The 16145-nt window shown below is 72.3% G+C and carries 13 protein-coding genes and 1 pseudogene; 6 read left to right on the top strand and 8 right to left on the bottom strand.

Annotated elements, in window-relative coordinates; translation table 11 throughout:
• Window positions 1–17 precede the first annotated feature (17 nt).
• Window positions 18–1007, bottom strand: a complete 990-nt coding sequence (locus EDD90_RS12005; RefSeq protein ID WP_123972994.1) for an NAD(P)-dependent oxidoreductase — start codon at window positions 1005–1007, stop codon at window positions 18–20.
• Between the two features lie 218 nt (window positions 1008–1225).
• On the opposite strand from EDD90_RS12005, the gene EDD90_RS12000 reads away from it, so the two are divergent.
• Complete coding sequence (locus EDD90_RS12000) at window positions 1226–3862, top strand: glycosyl hydrolase (RefSeq protein ID WP_123972993.1); 2637 nt, start codon at window positions 1226–1228, stop codon at window positions 3860–3862.
• Between the two features lie 57 nt (window positions 3863–3919).
• Here EDD90_RS12000 and EDD90_RS11995 read toward each other — a convergent pair whose 3' ends face one another.
• A complete protein-coding gene (locus EDD90_RS11995; protein ID WP_260327822.1) occupies window positions 3920–4276 on the bottom strand; it encodes an acetyl-CoA synthetase in 357 nt (118 codons plus the stop codon).
• 290 nt (window positions 4277–4566) lie between these two features.
• Window positions 4567–4935, bottom strand: coding sequence for a peptidoglycan-binding protein (locus EDD90_RS11990; RefSeq protein WP_123972992.1), 369 nt, complete (start codon window positions 4933–4935; stop codon window positions 4567–4569).
• Between the two features lie 208 nt (window positions 4936–5143).
• Here EDD90_RS11990 and EDD90_RS11985 point away from each other — a divergent pair, with 208 nt between their 5' ends.
• Both EDD90_RS11985 and EDD90_RS11980 read left to right on the top strand, forming a co-directional pair.
• Entirely contained in the window at window positions 5144–5533 is a 390-nt protein-coding gene (locus EDD90_RS11985) for a hypothetical protein (protein WP_123972991.1), read from the top strand.
• A gap of 135 nt (window positions 5534–5668) precedes the next feature.
• Window positions 5669–6190, top strand: a complete 522-nt coding sequence (locus EDD90_RS11980; RefSeq protein WP_260327821.1) for a hypothetical protein — start codon at window positions 5669–5671, stop codon at window positions 6188–6190.
• A gap of 54 nt (window positions 6191–6244) precedes the next feature.
• Here EDD90_RS11980 and EDD90_RS11975 read toward each other — a convergent pair.
• From EDD90_RS11975 to ppk2, 3 genes and pseudogenes are all read right to left on the bottom strand, one after another.
• A pseudogene (locus EDD90_RS11975) lies at window positions 6245–7834 on the bottom strand (oleate hydratase); the annotation flags it as partial.
• 101 nt (window positions 7835–7935) lie between these two features.
• On the bottom strand, window positions 7936–9660 hold the full coding sequence (locus EDD90_RS11970; RefSeq protein ID WP_123972989.1) for a SulP family inorganic anion transporter: 1725 nt from the start codon (window positions 9658–9660) through the stop codon (window positions 7936–7938).
• Window positions 9661–9796: 136 nt separating this feature from the next.
• A complete protein-coding gene (gene ppk2 / locus EDD90_RS11965; protein ID WP_123972988.1) occupies window positions 9797–10600 on the bottom strand; it encodes a polyphosphate kinase 2 in 804 nt (267 codons plus the stop codon).
• Window positions 10601–10939: 339 nt separating this feature from the next.
• On the opposite strand from ppk2, the gene EDD90_RS11960 reads away from it, so the two are divergent.
• Complete coding sequence (locus EDD90_RS11960; protein WP_123972987.1) at window positions 10940–11626, top strand: CBS domain-containing protein; 687 nt, start codon at window positions 10940–10942, stop codon at window positions 11624–11626.
• A gap of 24 nt (window positions 11627–11650) precedes the next feature.
• Window positions 11651–12253 (top strand): hypothetical protein, encoded by a 603-nt coding sequence (locus EDD90_RS11955; RefSeq protein WP_123972986.1) that lies wholly within the window; start codon window positions 11651–11653, stop codon window positions 12251–12253.
• Between the two features lie 264 nt (window positions 12254–12517).
• Here EDD90_RS11955 and EDD90_RS11950 read toward each other — a convergent pair whose 3' ends face one another.
• A complete protein-coding gene (locus EDD90_RS11950; RefSeq protein WP_123972985.1) occupies window positions 12518–13183 on the bottom strand; it encodes a CBS domain-containing protein in 666 nt (221 codons plus the stop codon).
• 244 nt (window positions 13184–13427) lie between these two features.
• On the opposite strand from EDD90_RS11950, the gene EDD90_RS11945 reads away from it, so the two are divergent.
• Window positions 13428–14552: a zinc-binding alcohol dehydrogenase family protein gene (locus tag EDD90_RS11945; RefSeq protein ID WP_260327819.1), complete on the top strand. Its 1125-nt coding sequence runs from the start codon at window positions 13428–13430 to the stop codon at window positions 14550–14552.
• A gap of 41 nt (window positions 14553–14593) precedes the next feature.
• On the opposite strand, the gene EDD90_RS11940 is transcribed toward EDD90_RS11945, so the two are convergent.
• Window positions 14594–16045, bottom strand: a complete 1452-nt coding sequence (locus EDD90_RS11940) for a PucR family transcriptional regulator (RefSeq protein ID WP_123972984.1) — start codon at window positions 16043–16045, stop codon at window positions 14594–14596.
• Between the last annotated feature and the right edge of the window lie 100 nt (window positions 16046–16145).

The following is a 16145-nucleotide window of genomic DNA, read 5'->3' as shown; positions in this document are numbered from 1 at the left end:
CGCTGAGCCGCCGCGTCTCACTCCGCGCGCGCGAACTCCCGCATCCCCTCCGCGAACCCGACCTCCGGCTTCCAGCCCAGTTCGGCCCGCAGCCGCGCGGAGTCGGCCGTGATGTGCCGTACGTCCCCCAGCCGGAACTCCCCGGTGACCACCGGCATCGGCCCGCCGTGGGCCTCGGCCAGCGCGCGGGCCATCTCCCCGACGGTGTGCGGCTCACCGCTGCCGGTGTTGTACACGGTCAGCGCACCCGGCGCGGAGCCCGCCTCCAGCGCCATCGCGTCGGCGGCGGCCACGTCCCGCACATGCACGAAGTCCCGGCGCTGCCGCCCGTCCTCGAACACCCGGGGCGCCTCACCCCGGGCGAGCGCCGAACGGAAGAAGGAGGCGACCCCGGCGTAGGGGGTGTCGCGGGGCATCCGGGGCCCGTACACGTTGTGGTAGCGCAGCGACACCGCCGACCCGCCCGTGGACCGGGCCCAGGCGGCGGCCAGATGCTCCTGGGCCAGCTTGGTCGTCGCGTACACGTTGCGTGGATCGACGGGCGCGTCCTCGCTGACCAGCCCGGCCGTCAACTCGTCCCCGCACACCGGGCAGTTCGGCTCGAACCGGCCGGCCTCCAGATCGGCGACCGCACGCGGCCCCGGCCGTACGACGCCGTGGCGCGGGCACTCGTACCGCCCCTCCCCGTACACCACCATCGACCCCGCCAGCACCAGGTGCCGTACCCCCGCCTCGGCCATCGCGGCGAGCAGCACGGCCGTACCGAGATCATTGCGGGAGACGTACTCCGCGGCATCCCCGAATCCGACCCCGAGGCCGACCATCGCGGCCTGATGGCAGACGGCGTCGACGCCCGCCAGCGCCCGCCCCACCGCCACCGGACTGCGCACGTCGGCGCCCGGATCGGCGCGCACGTCGAACACCACCGCCTCGTGCCCGCGCGCCGCCAGCGCGTCGACGACATGGGACCCGATGAACCCGGCACCGCCGGTGACCAGTACACGCATGAGCCCACGCTAGGCCCGCCCCGCCACCGGCCCACGCCCCCACGCCCGCACGTCACGACTCCGTAAGACGCGCCGCCGGACACCGCATAGCAGAGGGGGGGCGACTCCAGGTCGTGGTGACAGGTTCCGGTCAAAGGTTGGCCAAAGGCCGGACGTTTCCGGCCGGCCGTGGTCGGGTCTCCCAAGACGGCTGTGTCAAAGCCCGTTTGGGAGGTCCGATGTCAGCACCAACCCGTAAGAGACGATGGCTCACGATCTGTGCCCTCGCCGCGTCCGCCGCACTCGTCGCGACACCCGCAGGCGCCGCGTCCGGCGGGACGAGCCCCTTCGGAGCGCGCGCCCTCGCGCGACTCGCCGCCGAGCGCGCGCACTCGACCGGGTCCATGAGCCCGAAGCTGACGGCCGACGATGACGACGGCGGCAACGAGGCGGACGAGATCGCCGAGGGCGCGGACCAGTACGCCGAGGCCCGCACCTCGCCCGGCATCGTCGCCCCCGGCGCGTACGGCGCCGCCTGGACCAGTCTGACCGATCTCCCCAGCACCGGCGGCAGTTGGCGCAACATCACCGACCTGCCGTACAACTCCGACGACTCCCGCTACCGCGACATCGACTCCAACTCCAGCGGTGGCTCGGGCAACGTCACCGGCCGGATGGCCGCGCTGGCCGCCGACAACGACGGATACGTCTACGCCGGCAGCGCGGGCGGCGGCGTCTGGCGGTCCAGGAGCGGCGGCGGGCACTGGCAGCCGATCAGCGACCGGCTCTCCTCGCAGTCCACCGGCGCGCTCGCGCTCGACGGCACCGGCCGGCTGTGGCTGGGCACGGGCGAGGCCACCACCAACGCGGACGCCTATCTCGGCAGCGGCGTCTACGTCCTGTCCGACCCGCACCACGGCACCTTCTCCGCCCGTGGCCGGGTCGGCGGCGACGAACTGGAGTCGACCACCATCCACGAACTCCGCTTCGGCGGCGGCAAGGTGTGGGCGGCCACCAGCGAAGGCGTGTGGAGCCACTCCACCAGGACGCTCAAGGGCGCCTGGAAACTGGAGTTCGCCCCCAACCCCGACTATCTGCCGGGCGGATCACTGGCGAGCGACCCCTCGGCCGCGTACAAGAACATCGCCAACGACATCGCGATCGACCCCAAGGACCCCGGCAAGGTGATCCTGGCGGTCGGCTGGCGCAGCGGTGACGACTACAACGGTTTCTACACCAAGGGCGCCGACGGCACCTGGACCCGGATCAGCAGCGGCTTCGGCGACCTGCCGACCGACGCGGACAACGTCGGCAACGTCACCTTCGCCCGCTCCGCCGACGGCTCCCGCTACTACGCCATCGACCAGTCGCCGGAGCAGCTGAACACCAACCCGGACAGCGGGCTGGAGGGCATCTACAGCGCGGCCTCGCCGTCCGGCCCCTGGACGAAGATCGCCGACTACAAGCAACTGGCCGGCGACGGCTCGGCGTTGACCACCAGCGGCTACATGCCCGGCGTGCAGGCCTGGTACAACCAGTTCCTGACCGTCGACCCGAGCGACCCGAACCACGTGTACGCGGGCCTGGAGGAGGTCTACGAGACCAAGGACGGCGGCAGCACCTGGTCCACCGTCGGCCCGTACTGGAACTTCACCTTCCCCTGCTGGAGCATCGACCCGGCCAAGCAGACCGGCGACTGCAGCCAGACCACCCACTCCGACCAGCACGGCGTCGCCATCGGCCGCTACCACGGCAAGAGCTTCGTCTACGTCGGCAACGACGGCGGCGTCTACAAGCGCCCCGTCAACGGCGCCCAGGACACCTCCGGCCACGCCACCGACTGGACCTCCCTCAACGACGGCACCATCGACACCCTCCAGTACTACTCGGTGGGCATCGGCAAGGACCTGGCCTACGGCGGCGTCTCCGTCACCGGCGGCCTCCAGGACAACGGCCAGTCGATCCTCCGCAGCAACGACACCGTCATGGGCTCCGACTTCGGCGGCGACGGCGGCGACACGCTCACCGACCCCGCCAACGGCTGCAACCTGGCGGAGGAATACGTCTATCTCGCCATCCAGGTGACCCAGAACTGCGGTGTCAACGATGGCAGTTGGGTCACCGACGCCAGCAAGGCCACGTCGTACAACGTCGCCCCGGCCGACAACGCCACCAGCGAGGCCCGCTTCATCGCCCCGCTCGCGGCGGACCTGAAGGACAGCTCGACGTGGATCGCGGGCGGCCGGCACATCTGGGTGCAGACCCACGGCTACGCCATCCGCTCCGGCAGCGAGTGGAAGAGCGTCTACGACCTCGGCGCCGGCCGCACCGCGACCGCCGTCGCGGCCTCGGGCGGCAAGGTCTACGCGGCCTGGTGCGGCCCCTGCAACAACCAGGGCTTCGCGCGCGGCATTTCGGTGGGCAATGCGGACGGTACCGGCTGGCACGACATCACCCTGCCGGCGGACGGGACCGTACCCAACCGCTACCTCAGCGGCTTCGCCGTCGACCCGAAGAACGCCGACCACGTCTTCCTCGCCGTCAACGGCTTCTCCCGGCACTGGACCGAGGGCCCCGGTGCCGGTGTCGGCCATGTCTTCGAGTCCACCGACGGCGGCACCACCTGGAAGGACATCTCCGCCAACCTCCCTGACGTGCCGACCAACTCCGCGGTCGTCACCCCGAACGGCGGCCTCGCCGTCGCCACCGACCTCGGCGTCGTCTACCGCGCGCCGGGCCGCACCCGGTGGGAGCGTGTTGGCTCGCTCCCGGCGGTCGCCGTGCTCCAGCTGAAGCTGGGCCCCGACGGCAGCACGCTGTACGCGGCCACCCACGGCCGCGGCATCTACACCATCAAGGTGCGCGACTGCCGTTGACGCACACCGGGAGGGGGGACCCCGGTCCGCTCCGGCCTCCGGGGCTGGGCTCCGGGGTCACCCCTCCCGTCCGTACGGCACCACGGTCACTCCCAGCGTGAAGGCGACGCCCGCCGCACCCGCCACGTCCGGCGCCTTCGCCAGCACGCCGACCTCGGCCGTGCCGCCCCGGGTGCCCGCGCACCGCAGCGAGGCATGCGCGGTGCCGTCGGCATCCACCCGCCAGCCCGACAACAGGACGAACACCGGCGCGGAACTCCGCGCGGCCGTCCACCGCCGGTCGTCGACCCGCGGCCGGAGAACGAGCGACACCTCGGCCCCGGGGCGTACGCACAGCCGTCGCACGGGTGCGTCACCGGGGGAGACGGTGACCCGCGTACGACCGGCCGCGCAGTTCCCCGCGGACACGGACACGGACGCGGACGGAGCGGGGCCGCCAGGTGCGGCCGACGACGGCGCCGGAACCGGAGCCGCAGACGTGTGTGCCGGTGTGCCGCCCGACGGCCCCGCCGTGCGCCCCGACGGCGGCCCCGTGCCCGCGGCACCGCCCCCGGACGACGCACCGCAGCCCGTCAGGGCGACCACCCCGACGACCGCCCACCCCGTGACCCACCAGCGCATCCCGTCACCTCCCGACCGCCCGGACGACTACCAGGAACCAGGATGCTCCCACGCCGCCGCAGGGGCGACGGGGCGTCGTGGGGTCACTGCGGATAGGGGACGTAACAGTCGAGGGCCGGGTGGTACAGCACCTGCCAGGTGCGGCTCCCGACGACTCCGCTGGGCGGCAGACCGTGGCAGACCTGGATCCACTCGATCTTCTTCAGCATGACGGAGTCGTACACCCCGTCGACCTCCAGTCTGGGCGGCACGCCTCCCCATTTGTTGCTCAGGCACTGCGCCTGCCTGACCGCCGCACCGGTGTCACCGTGGGTGAGCGTGGGCCGGACGTCCGATGACACATAGGAACAGTAGTGATCCGGGGCGGCCGCGGCCGTGTGGGGTACGGCCAGGCCGAATGCGGCGGCCGCGCACAGCGCCGCGGCCGAGGCGAGCAGTCGGTTCCGTCTCATGCCCACTCCTTCAGGCGCGATACACGCCCAATGATCCCGCACCTACCGTGACCTCCGCGAGTCGTGACCGCGGGAGCCGGTCCCGCCGGCGCCGCCGGGGTCGGGTGTTGCCCATGTCACCTTCCCTGTGGGGGAGTTCGACCTGGGCGACCCGCGCGTGCCGGTAACGTTCAGGCGTCGGCTCGGGCCGGAGTTCGGGAGTCCAGTGGTGATACGACGCATGGCGGCAGCGGTGCTGCTACTGGCCGCCGTCGTACTGCTGCACGTCACGACGCCCCATGGGACCGGCGTCCCGGCGTACACCCCGTCCGCCGTGGCGTCCGCGGCCCAGACGGGGCCGCAGGCGTCGTACGACGTCGCGTCCGCGGTGCCGCAGAGCGGCAGCGGCGCTGTCCACGCGGGAACGGCCGCCGATTCCCCCGCCCGGCCGCAGCGCGCGGATCACCTCGTCGAACCACCGTTGCCGGCCGCCTTCGCATCGGCCGTCGAGGCGGCCGTGGCACTCGACGACACCCTGCCGGGGACGGCCCGTCCGCGCACGGTGAGAGACGTCCGCAGCCCCGGCGACGCCGCGGTCCTGCAGACATTCCGCTGCTGAGCGCCACCGGCCCACAGCCGCGTCCGGACCACAGGCACACGGCCTTCTCGTGCCTGCCGCCCGGGCGTTCCCCTGCCGCGCACCGAACCGACAAGTGCTGAATCGATACGCACTGAACCGATACGGAGACACCCCGTGCCCCAGCAGCGACGGCTTACCCGCCGTACCCGTACCACCACCCCCGCCCCCGTCACGGCCCGTCTGGTCCGTGGTGCCGCCCTCGCGGGCAGCCTGGCCCTCCTGCCCCTGACCGCGGCCTGCGGCGGGGGCGAGGACGACGCGTCGACGGAGGACAGGTCGTCCAGGACCCCGACGGTCTCCGCCCAGCAAGCGCAGGTCGTGGCGCCCGCCAAGGTGGAGGTCATCGCCAACCTGACCGACTGCAAGGTCAAGATCCGCGTCCAGGCCGAGGAACTGCGCGAAGGCAGCTGCCACACCGAGGACGGCGACTACCTGATCACCACGTTCCCCGAGGAGAAGTACAAGGAGATCTGGCTGGACACCATCAGCATGTACCAGGGCACCTATCTGGTCGGCACGCGCTGGGTGGTCAGCGCCCAGCCGAAGATGCTCAAGGAGTTCCGGCCCAGGCTCGGCGGCACCATCGTCCACCTGACCGGCGACACGGGCCCGAGCGCCGCACCGAGCGCGTCCTGACGCCGTCCCGGCCCGGGCCCCGCGGTCGGGGCCCGGGGCCGTCCGGAGACCGGGCTACCGGCGGTGCATGGTCTCCAGGGCGGCCGCCAGGACATGGGGATCGTGGTGGCCCTTGTGGACCACGGGCGGTTCCTTGTCGAGACGGAGCAGCCGGGACACGGCCGTCCAGGCGGTGCGTACCGAGTACTCGACGGTGAAGACGACGTCGTCGGGCACCTCGGCGAACTGTCCGATGAAGGCGAGGTTGACCGAGCCCTCGGGGACGACCTGGGGGCGGTCGTCGCGGCGGCGGGCCAGGAACTGGCTGGTGATGTACGGCATCACGCAGGGGATGACGGTGGAGGTCTCCAGGACGCGGGCGCTGGTGCGGTCGTCGAAGTGCAGGTGGTGCAGGACCTCTTCGAGGATCTCCTGGCCGGAGCACATGGTCATGGGCTTGGGCGTGTGGTTGCCGGCCCGGCCGGGGAAGAGGCCGTAGCCCCACCAGACCGAGACGCCCTCGGGCTGGTCCCGGTAGACGGGCTGGCGGTTGGCGACGATGGTGAGCAGCCAGTTGGAGTCGGTGAACGTCATCAGCCCGCCCCTGCCGGTCTCCCGGCCGCTGAACCCGGCCAGCGCGTCGAGGAAGACGGGGTCCTTGGCCGTGACCGTGAACGACTCCCAGCGGGACTCCTTCACATGCTTGTCGAAGGCGTCCGGGTTCCCGAAGTTCTCGCGCCCGCGGGCCAGCCGGTGCCAGAGCAGCCAGGCGTCCGAGCGGTCCGGAGCCGGCGGCGGGGGAGAGGTGTGGGTGCCGCGGCTGGAGGCGTCGGTCATCGAGCCGTTGGTCACCAGCACCAGATCCTGCGGAGCGACGGCGATCCGCTCCTCGCGGCCGGCCCGGGTCACGTCGATGGACGCCACCGTGCCGCTGCCGACTCCGGGAGCGAAGCCCAGGTCGGTGACCCGGCAGCCGGGGTGGATGGTCACCCCGCGCTCGCGCAGCCAGGCGGCCAGGGGCCGCACGATCGAGTCGTACTGGTTGTACCGGGTGCGATGGATGCCGGACATGGAGCCGAACTCGGGGAACAGGTGGACGAAGCGCCTGAGGTAGCGGCGGAACTCGATCGCGCTGTGCCAGGGCTGGAAGGCGAACGTGGTGCACCACATGAACCAGAAGTTCGTGGTGAAGAAGTGCTCGCCGAAACAGTCCGTGATCCGCTTCCCGTCCAGACGGCCCTCGGGTGTCGCCAGACAGCGCACCAGGTCCAGCCGGTCACGCTCGGAGAACCCCATGGAGCCGATGTCGACGATCTTTCCGTCCCCGTCGACCAGCCGGGCGATGTCGTCCCACGCGAACTCCTCGTGCCCGGCCAGGATCTCCTCGGTCACCGACACCGAGGGATCGTCCAGCGAGGGAATGCCGGACAACAGGTCGTAGGTGCAGCGGAACTCCGCCTCGAACATCCGCCCGCCGCGCATGGTGTAGCCGGCCTCCGCGGTGCCGCCCGCGTCCAGGCTGCCGCCGATGCCCATCTGTTCCTCGAAGAGATGGATGTCCGTGCCGTCGAACCCGCCCTCGCGGATGAGGAACGCCGCCGCGGCGAGCGCCGCTATGCCGCTGCCCACCAGGTATGCCTTCGCCATCACAACACTCCTCGTCGTCCGCGTCCGTCGATCGGGAACCGCGCCTCCTACGGTTTCCCGTGCGGGCGAACGCCGTCAGTGGGCCGTTGGTCACCGGTCAGGTCCGGACGGCCCTCCCTTCACGGGCTCTCGGGGTGTTCCGTCAGCCACTGGCGGTACGCCGACACCGCCGTCGGCAGGGTCGGGAAGATGAGGTCCGGACCGACCGCCTCCGCGAGGCCGTACGCCTCCAGGCTCTCCAGCAGGTCCTGTTTCACCCGGGCGAGCGCGAACACGACGCCACGGGCGATGAGTTCGCGACGGAGTTCGTCGACCGCGTCGAGAGCCGTGATGTCGACCTCCACGTTGGCCTCGGTGTTGAGGACGAACCAGCGGACGGGCTCGGTCTGTTCGTCGACGGCGGCCAGCGCCCGGCGGTGGAAGTTCTCGGCGTTGGCGAAGAACAGGGGCGAGTCGTAGCGGTAGACCAGGAGTCCCGGGATCGTACGGGCCGTCGGGTAGTCGTCGACGTCGTGCATCCCCGCCACCCCGGGCACCAGGCCCTCGACCGCGTCGTGCGGGCGCGCCACCCGGGTGAGCAGCTCGGCCAGCGACAGGCCGACGGCGACCACCACACCGTAGAGGATGTCCAGGGCGAGGACCCCGACGAGGCAGCCGAGGGCGAGGAGCAGTTCGCGGCGGCGGAAGGAGGCCAGGCGGCGGAAGCCGGCGAGGTCGATCATGCGCATCGCCGCGTAGACCACCAGCGCGCCGAGCACGGCGGCGGGCGTGCGGGCCAGCAGGGGGCTGAGGAAGAGCAGTACGGCCAGCACCAGCGCTCCGGCCATCAGGGAGTACGCCTGGCTGCGGGCGCCGGCCGAGGTGGCCAGGGCGGTGCGGCTGGCGCTGCTGCTGACCGGGAAGCCGTGCAGCAGGCTCGCCCCGAGGTTGGCCGTTCCCAGGGCCAGGAACTCCTGGTTGGCGTCGAGACCCGGGCCGTCCGTCGCACCCCGGGGCGTGAAGGCGCGCGCGGTGAGGATGAAGTCCGTGTACGCCACCAGGAGGACGCCGAGCGCCGGGAGGACCAGGCCGGGCACCTCGGTCGGGTCCGGTACCGCGAGGGCGGGCAGTCCGGAGGGGACGGTACCGATGACCTTGATGCCGTAGCGGTCGTCGAGGTCGAACACCATCACGGCCGCGGTGCCCAGGACCACCGCCAGGAGCGGGCCGGGGAGCGCACGGAAGTACCGCGTCACGAGGAGGAGAAAGAGCAGGATCGCTGCCGAGAAGACCAGCGTCGCCACGTGGACTTCACTCAAGTGCTCGAAGAACGACCAGAGTTGAGGGAAGAACTCGGTTCCCGACACAGGCGCCCCGGTGAGCTTGGGCAGCTGGTCCACGACCATGATCAAGGCCACGCCTGCCAGGTAACCGATCAGGACCGGGCGGGAGAGGAGGTCCGCCAGGAAGCCCAGCCGCGCCGCCCGCGCGACCAGGCAGAGCAGGCCGACCGTGGCGGCGAGGCAGGCCGCCAGGACGGCGTACCGGTCCGGGTCACCGGCCGCCAGTGGCGCCACCACCGTGGCGGTCATCAGGGCGGTCGTCGACTCCGGGCCGACCGACAGCAGTGGTGACGAGCCGAACAGGGCGTACAGGGCCAGGGCGGGCAGGATCGCCCAGAGGCCGGCGACCGGAGGCACACCGGCGACCCCCGCGTACGCCATGACCTGCGGCACCAGATACGCGGCGACGGTCACCCCGGCCAGCAGGTCGCCCCTGAGCCAGGCCCGCCGGTAACCGAGCAGCGAGGCGAGTCCGGGCACGAGCCGGTGCCACACAGGGTGTTGGAGTCTGCCGTGGGCCATGTGCCGCCTTCCGTCCGGTGATCCCATGATCCACCCGGACTCCACCCGCAAGCGGCCGAGGTGGGGGTGTCGGACCACGGACGAACCTGCGCCGTGCCACGCCGTCTGCGGGTGCGACGGCCGGTCGGCCGGTCGGTCAGAGGCTCGCCGTGTGATCGGGGACGTAGGTCTGCAGATCTCGCGGCGGGCGCTGGTAGCCGGTCGACGGCGGCCGGTCGGGCAGTTCCAGCACCGGCGGTGGAACGTCGTGGTACGGCACCGAGGACAGCAGGTGCGCGATCATGTTCAGCCGCGCCCGGCGCTTGTCGTCGCTCTCCACGATGTACCAGGGCGCCTCGGAGATGTCGGTGTGCACCAGCATCTCGTCCTTGGCCCGGGAGTAGGCCTCCCAGTGGGTGATCGACTCCAGGTCCATCGGCGAGAGCTTCCAGCGCCGTAGCGGGTCCTCCAGCCGCTTGCCGAACCGCTCCTGCTGTTCGGTGTCGCTCACCGAGAACCAGTACTTGCGCAACAGGACCCCGGCCTCGACCAGCATCCGCTCGAAGATCGGGCACTGGCGCAGGAAGAGCTGGTGCTCCTCCGCCGTGCAGAAGCCCATCACACGCTCGACCCCGGCCCGGTTGTACCAGGACCGGTCGAACAGCACGATCTCCCCGGCGGCCGGGAGATGCTCCACGTACCGCTGGAAGTACCACTGCGTCCGCTCGCGCTCGGTCGGTTTCGGCAGCGCCGCGATCCGGGCGATGCGCGGGTTGAGATGCTCGGTCACCCGCTTGATCGTGCCGCCCTTGCCAGCCGCGTCCCGCCCCTCGAAGACCACCACCAGCCGGGCGCCGGTCGCCCGCACCCACTCCTGCAGCTTCACCAACTCGGTCTGCAGGCGCAGCAGTTCCGTCTCGTACACCTTGCGCGGCAGCTCCGCCGCCTTCTTGCCGGCCATGCCGCCTCCACCGCCGGACGGCCCGCTCACGGGGCCGTCTCATGTCCAAGGTCGAACACCAGGACGTCACCGTACTGTCCGAGCAGATACCGCGCACCCCTGACGCACCCCTGACCCGCCCCGACGCACCCCTGACCCGCCCCGACGGGCCTGCGGCCGCACCGCGCCGCTCGCGGTCGGGGCGACCGTGTGCATCCGGCCGGTGACGCCCGGCGATCGCGGCCGGCCGCGGGGAAACCCGGACCTCCGCGGCGGGGCCGCCCGGCCCATGCCGGTCACGGCGAGATGAACGACTCTGGAAGTGTGCGGTACGAGCGCACCCGACCCCTGGAGGTCGCCATGACCGGTACTCCCTACGCCGTGAGCGACGTGATGACCCGCACCGTCGTCGCCGTCCGCCGTGGAGCTGCGTTCAAGGACATCGTGAAGACCATGCGGGGCTGGCGGGTCAGCGCGGTTCCCGTCCTCGACGACCAGGGCCGCGTCATGGGCGTCGTGTCGGAGGCGGACCTGCTGCACAAGGAGGAGGTCCGCGACGGCGCACCGGAGGGTCCCGCCCGGCCGCGGCGGCCGGACGACCTCACCAGGGCCGCCGCGACGACCGCCGGCGAGCTGATGACCGCCCCGGCGGTGACCGTCCGGGCCGACGCCACGCTGCCGCAGGCCGCGCGCCGGATGGCCCGGCACGGCGTCAAGCGGCTTCCGGTGGTCGACGCCGACGGCGTGCTCACCGGGGTCGTCAGCCGCGTCGACCTGCTCAAGGTGTACCTGCGGGACGACGAGGACATCGCCGAGGAGATCCGCCGCGAGGTCCTCCCGAATGTCTTCGCCGACACCTCCGAACCGGTCGAGGTGCGGGTCAGCGACGGCGTCGTGACCCTCACCGGCCGGGTCCGGGACCCCGCACTGGTGCAGGTGGCCGCCGGGTGGGTGCGGAGCGTGGACGGGGTCGTCGACGTCGACTGCGCGCTGACCGGCGCCCGCCGTCAGCCCGCTGCGGGCGCCGAAGGAGTGCCGCGGTCCTGACCTCGCGGAGGGAGGTGCGCGTCCATGTCCGACAAGATCCCTGGGACGGCGAGCCGCTCGTGGCTGTGGCGCTGGCGGCGCAACCAGTTGCGGCGGCACGGCGACGTCGTGGAGGCCTGGATCGTGCTCGCCGTCTGGGCCCTCGCCCTCGTCGGCGGAGCGCTCGTCGGCTGGGCCGCGGCCGGCGCCGTGGACCAGACGTTCGCCGGCCGGCGTGCCGGGGTCCACGCGGTGTCCGCCGAGCTGACGGAGAACGCGACGGAAGGCCCGTTGGTCGGCAGCGGCTACGACGTCGGGAAGTCGTGGGTCACCGTGCGCTGGACGGCCGCGGACGGCTCCATGCACACCGGCAGGGCTAAGGTCCTGCCCACGGCCACGGCGGGCAGCGGGCTCCAGGTCTGGGCGGACCGGAGCGAGCGGTTGGTCCCCGCCCCGCCGAGCACCGCGGAGTCGACGTTCAGCGCGGTCATGGCGGGCGTCCTGGTGGCACAGCTGACCGCGACCGCGGTCTGGGGCGCCGGATGGCTGCTTCGCCACCGGCTGTTCCAGCAGCGCCTCGCCGACTGGGAGGCGGAGTGGCAGCGGGTCGGCCCCCAATGGCGCAACCTCAGCGGCGGGAAGGGCTGACCCGGCGCTGCCCCGGCGTACTGCCCGACCGGCCCCCGGCCGGGACGGTCGGCCCGATGCATCACCGGCTCCCGCGCGCGAAACTGGAGATTAGAGAAGGGCGGACCACGACCTGACCATCCAGGTCCCGGTCCCGGAGGAGAAGACGGGAGCGCGGACCGTTCCGGTACGGGCCGCCTGGGGCAGGGCTCAGGCGGTCCGTACATGTGCGCGGCCGGTGGTCGTCACCGGCCGCGCACGCCACCGTACGGACTCGCGGACGCGTCACAGCGGATCGCAGCGCACGGACACCGGGGCGAGGTGGCAGCGGACGTCGACCACCCCTTCCACGGCCCGGGCCAGGCGTTCGGCCACCGGTGCCAGAGCCGGGCCGTCGATCCAGCCGGTGAGGGTGACGACCCCCTCGGCGACCTCGACCCGGATGTGGTCCGCGGAGATCGGGAACAGCTGTTCGATCACCTCCTGGCGTACCTCCTCGGCCAGTTCCTCGTCCTCGCGGAGGAACACCTTGAGCAGGTCCGCACGGCTGACGATGCCTTCGAGCATGCCCACGCCGTCGACGACGGGCAGCCGCTTGACCCTGCGCCGGGCCATGATGCGGGCGGCCTCGGCCAGGGTGGCGTCGGCGTGCACGGTCACCGCGGGCGCGCTCATCAGCTCCCCGGCGGTCACCCCGGCGGCCTTGGCGAGGTCGGCCGGCCGGTCCCGCTCGGTGAACCGGTCCGCGGCACTGTCCCGGAACTCCTCCTTGGGCAGCAGGTCGGCCTCGGACACGACGCCGACCACCCTGCCCTCGCCCTCCAGCACGGGAAGGGCACTGACGCTCCACTGGTCCATCAGCGTGACGACGTCCTTGAACGGCGCGTCACGGCCGACGGCGACGGCGGCGCGGGTCATCACATCGCCGACGGTGTGCGGGCTGCCGTGCATGATTGCCTCCTCGGTTCCCTGATCCCAGCGTGTGCCCGACCGGCCGCGGGCACCAAGGGCTGCCCGGACCCTCCCGAGGGGGCTCTTCGGCCCGGGGTACGGCGATCCCGTCCCCGCACGCCGGAGACACCCGGGACCGAGGCCGCCGACACCTTCCGCACGACAGGGCGGGAAGGGCTCCACCCGCTTCTCGCGGATCCGGATTGCGCGGTGCGCGACCGTGGCCTGCCGCTTCTCCGCGTCTGTGTCGGGTCCTTCCCGCCACCTCCAGCACATCACGGGAACGGCCGCGCCACCAGGGCTGAGCGGTCCCGCCGTAACGACCGAGGAGGCCGGCGCCGGCCGTCACGCCCCGGAGGCGAAGGCGGCTTGCGGCTCGGCCGGCCCGGCGGTCGCCGCCCGCGCGGTGCGCGCTTCGCACCGTTCACCTCTCGCACCGTGCGCCTTTCGCGAGGCCGGGGCACGCGGCCGCGCCCTGGGCGTGGTCCGCGCGGGTGCCGACACTGCTTGTCAGGATCCCGGCGCCGCGGCGATCGAGGTGCTGCGGACCGCCGTCGAGCTGGGGGTCGACCACATCGACACGGCCGACGCCCACGGGCCGTACGGCGACGAGGTGTACTACGCCGGTGCGATCGACCGCCCCGGAGCCAACTCCCGCTACCACGCCGTCGACGAGCGCATCGTCGGCCGCAAGCCGGCGACGCTCTCCTTCACCGAGGCGGCCGCGCTGCCGCTGACCGCGCTCGCCGCCTGGGAGGGCCTGTTCGAGCGGCTCGGCCTGCGGACCGGAGCGCTGGAGCAGACCGGCGCCCTGCTGATCACCGCGGCCGCGGGCGGCGTGGGCTCCATCGCCGCGCAACTGGCCCGCGCCCTGACCAGTCTCACCGTCATCGGCACGGCGTCGCGGCCCGAGTCCGCCGACTTCGCGCGCCGGATGGGCGTGCAGCACGTGGTCGACCACCACAAGCCGCTGGCTCCGCAGCTGGCGGAGGTGGCGCCGAACGGCATCGACTTCGTCTTCAGCACCACGGGGACCGATCACAACCTGGCCGCGTACGCGGAGGCGCTCAACCCGTTCGGCCACATCGTCGCCATCGACGACTTCGAGGCCCTGCCCCTGGGGGTGCTCAAGCCGAAGAGCATCTCCTTCCACTGGGAGTTCATGTACACGCGCTCGATGTTCCGCACCGCCGACCAGCAGATGCAGCACCACATCCTGACCCAGGTGGCCCGCCTGGTGGACGCCGGAGTCCTCACCACCACGGCCACCCGGGACCTCGGCCGGATCGACGCCGCCAACCTGCGCGAGGCCCACCGCCTCCAGGAGAGCGGCACCGCCGTCGGCAAGACCACGCTCACCGGATTCTGACGCCCTCCGCCCCGCCCCGGCCGGCCTGCCGCGAGCCGTGCTCAGTCGGTGAGGCCGAGCGTCCCCGCCGCCTGGATCGCCAGCCAGACCTCGGCCAGCGCCCCGGTCGACGTCAGGTCGCGCTGGGCGAGAGCGCCGAAGCGGCGCAGCCGGTAGGCGAGGGTGTTCGGATGGATGTGCAGCGCGGCCGCGGCCGCATCGTTGCGGCGGTCGCGCTCCATCCAGGTGCGTGCGGAGACCAGCAGCTGTGAGTCGTGCGCCTCGTCGTAGCGCAGCACGTCGCCGAGCACATGCTCGACCAGCGCGGTCAGGACGGCGGGGTCGTCGGGAAGCCACCGGCCCGTCGAGTCGTCGCCGTACCGGACGACGGGACGGCCCGACTCCGCGGCCTTGGAGACCGCCCAGAGCGCCTCGCGCTGGGCGACCTTCAGCGCGGCGCCCGGCAGGAACGGGCGGCTCATCCCGGCCGCCACCCCCGGCAGCTCACCGACGGCCGTCGCCAGCTCCGGCGCCCCCAGGACATAGCGGTCCTCACCCCGGGTGAGCAGCAGCCGGGGGTGGTCCTCCAGACAGGGCAGGAGCGCCTCGTCGGTGGTGTTGCGCACCACGAGGAGCACGGTGTCGCCCTCGATCGCATGGCGGGCGAGCCGGCGGCGGGCCGCCTCCGGGTCGAGCACCTCCTGCAGGAGTTCGGCCAGCGTCTCCGCCCCCTCGCGGCGCAGCGTCTCGCGTTCGTTGCGCACCATCGCCAGGCGCAGCGCCGCCACGGTGGCGATGTGCTGGGCGACGGCGAGTCCCGCGGGCTGGGCGCCCTGCCGCTCGTACGCGACGAGAAACCCCGCCGGGCCGCCGGGCGCGGGCACCGGAAGGACGAAGCCACCGGGGATCGTCGGCGGCGCGTCGACGGAAGCGGGCAGCACGGCGGGATCCGGCACCGGCACTCCGGGCAGCAGCGGGCGGCCCTGAGGTGTGCAGAGGTAGACGTCGTAACCCGACAGGTCTTCGAGGCGGCGCATGAGTGCCGCCGTGTCGAGGTCCTCGGCGACCAGCCAGCGCAGCGCGCCGAAGACCTGGAGCTGCGCTCCCAGCCGGTGCCCGGCGTCCGCCTGGACCGAGGCCGCGATCTCCTGGGCGACCGCGATGAACGGAACGGCAAGGGGCACTTCGAGGACCGGGAAGCCCCGCTCCTCCGCCGCCCGGAAGAACGCGTCGTGCAACGGGGGCATGTGCAGCTGCGCGGAGAGCGCGAGGGCGGACACCCCGGCGTCGTCCAGCCGCTCCAGATAGGCGCGCTGTCCGGCCGCGGTACGGGGGATCGCCAGGCCCGCCGTCATGATCACCTCGGCTCCCAGGAGCCACGGCGTCGGATCGGCGAGTTCGCTGGCGTGCGCCCAGGACACCGACCGCCCCAGACCGCCGCGACCGGCCTTCACGGAGAGCTGGAGTGCCGGGTAGGAGAGCAGATCCCCGACAGTGAGTTTGTTGCTGACCACATAAAACAGCGTACATGTCTGTGATGGACACAATTGTCGATGATCGGCCGCGGACCACACACTGTGGAAACCGACGCTCTGGACGAACGGAAGGTGGAGC

Origin of the sequence: Streptomyces sp. Ag109_O5-1 (assembly GCF_003814875.1) — a bacterium.
Taxonomy (GTDB): domain Bacteria; phylum Actinomycetota; class Actinomycetes; order Streptomycetales; family Streptomycetaceae; genus Streptomyces; species Streptomyces sasae.
The sequence above is the reverse complement of the archived record's forward strand: the minus strand, read 5'-3'. Positions and strand labels throughout refer to the sequence as shown.

What these genes read in the sequence shown, in the direction of transcription:
- EDD90_RS12005 (WP_123972994.1), bottom strand. Translation starts at nt 1,007, where the DNA reads ATGCGTGTACTGGTCACCGGCGGTGCCGGGTTCATCGGGTCCCATGTC.
- EDD90_RS12000 (WP_123972993.1), top strand. Translation starts at nt 1,226, where the DNA reads ATGTCAGCACCAACCCGTAAGAGACGATGGCTCACGATCTGTGCCCTC.
- EDD90_RS11990 (WP_123972992.1), bottom strand. Translation starts at nt 4,935, where the DNA reads ATGAGACGGAACCGACTGCTCGCCTCGGCCGCGGCGCTGTGCGCGGCC.
- EDD90_RS11970 (WP_123972989.1), bottom strand. Translation starts at nt 9,660, where the DNA reads ATGGCCCACGGCAGACTCCAACACCCTGTGTGGCACCGGCTCGTGCCC.
- ppk2 (WP_123972988.1), bottom strand. Translation starts at nt 10,600, where the DNA reads ATGGCCGGCAAGAAGGCGGCGGAGCTGCCGCGCAAGGTGTACGAGACG.
- EDD90_RS11960 (WP_123972987.1), top strand. Translation starts at nt 10,940, where the DNA reads ATGACCGGTACTCCCTACGCCGTGAGCGACGTGATGACCCGCACCGTC.
- EDD90_RS11955 (WP_123972986.1), top strand. Translation starts at nt 11,651, where the DNA reads ATGTCCGACAAGATCCCTGGGACGGCGAGCCGCTCGTGGCTGTGGCGC.
- EDD90_RS11950 (WP_123972985.1), bottom strand. Translation starts at nt 13,183, where the DNA reads ATGCACGGCAGCCCGCACACCGTCGGCGATGTGATGACCCGCGCCGCC.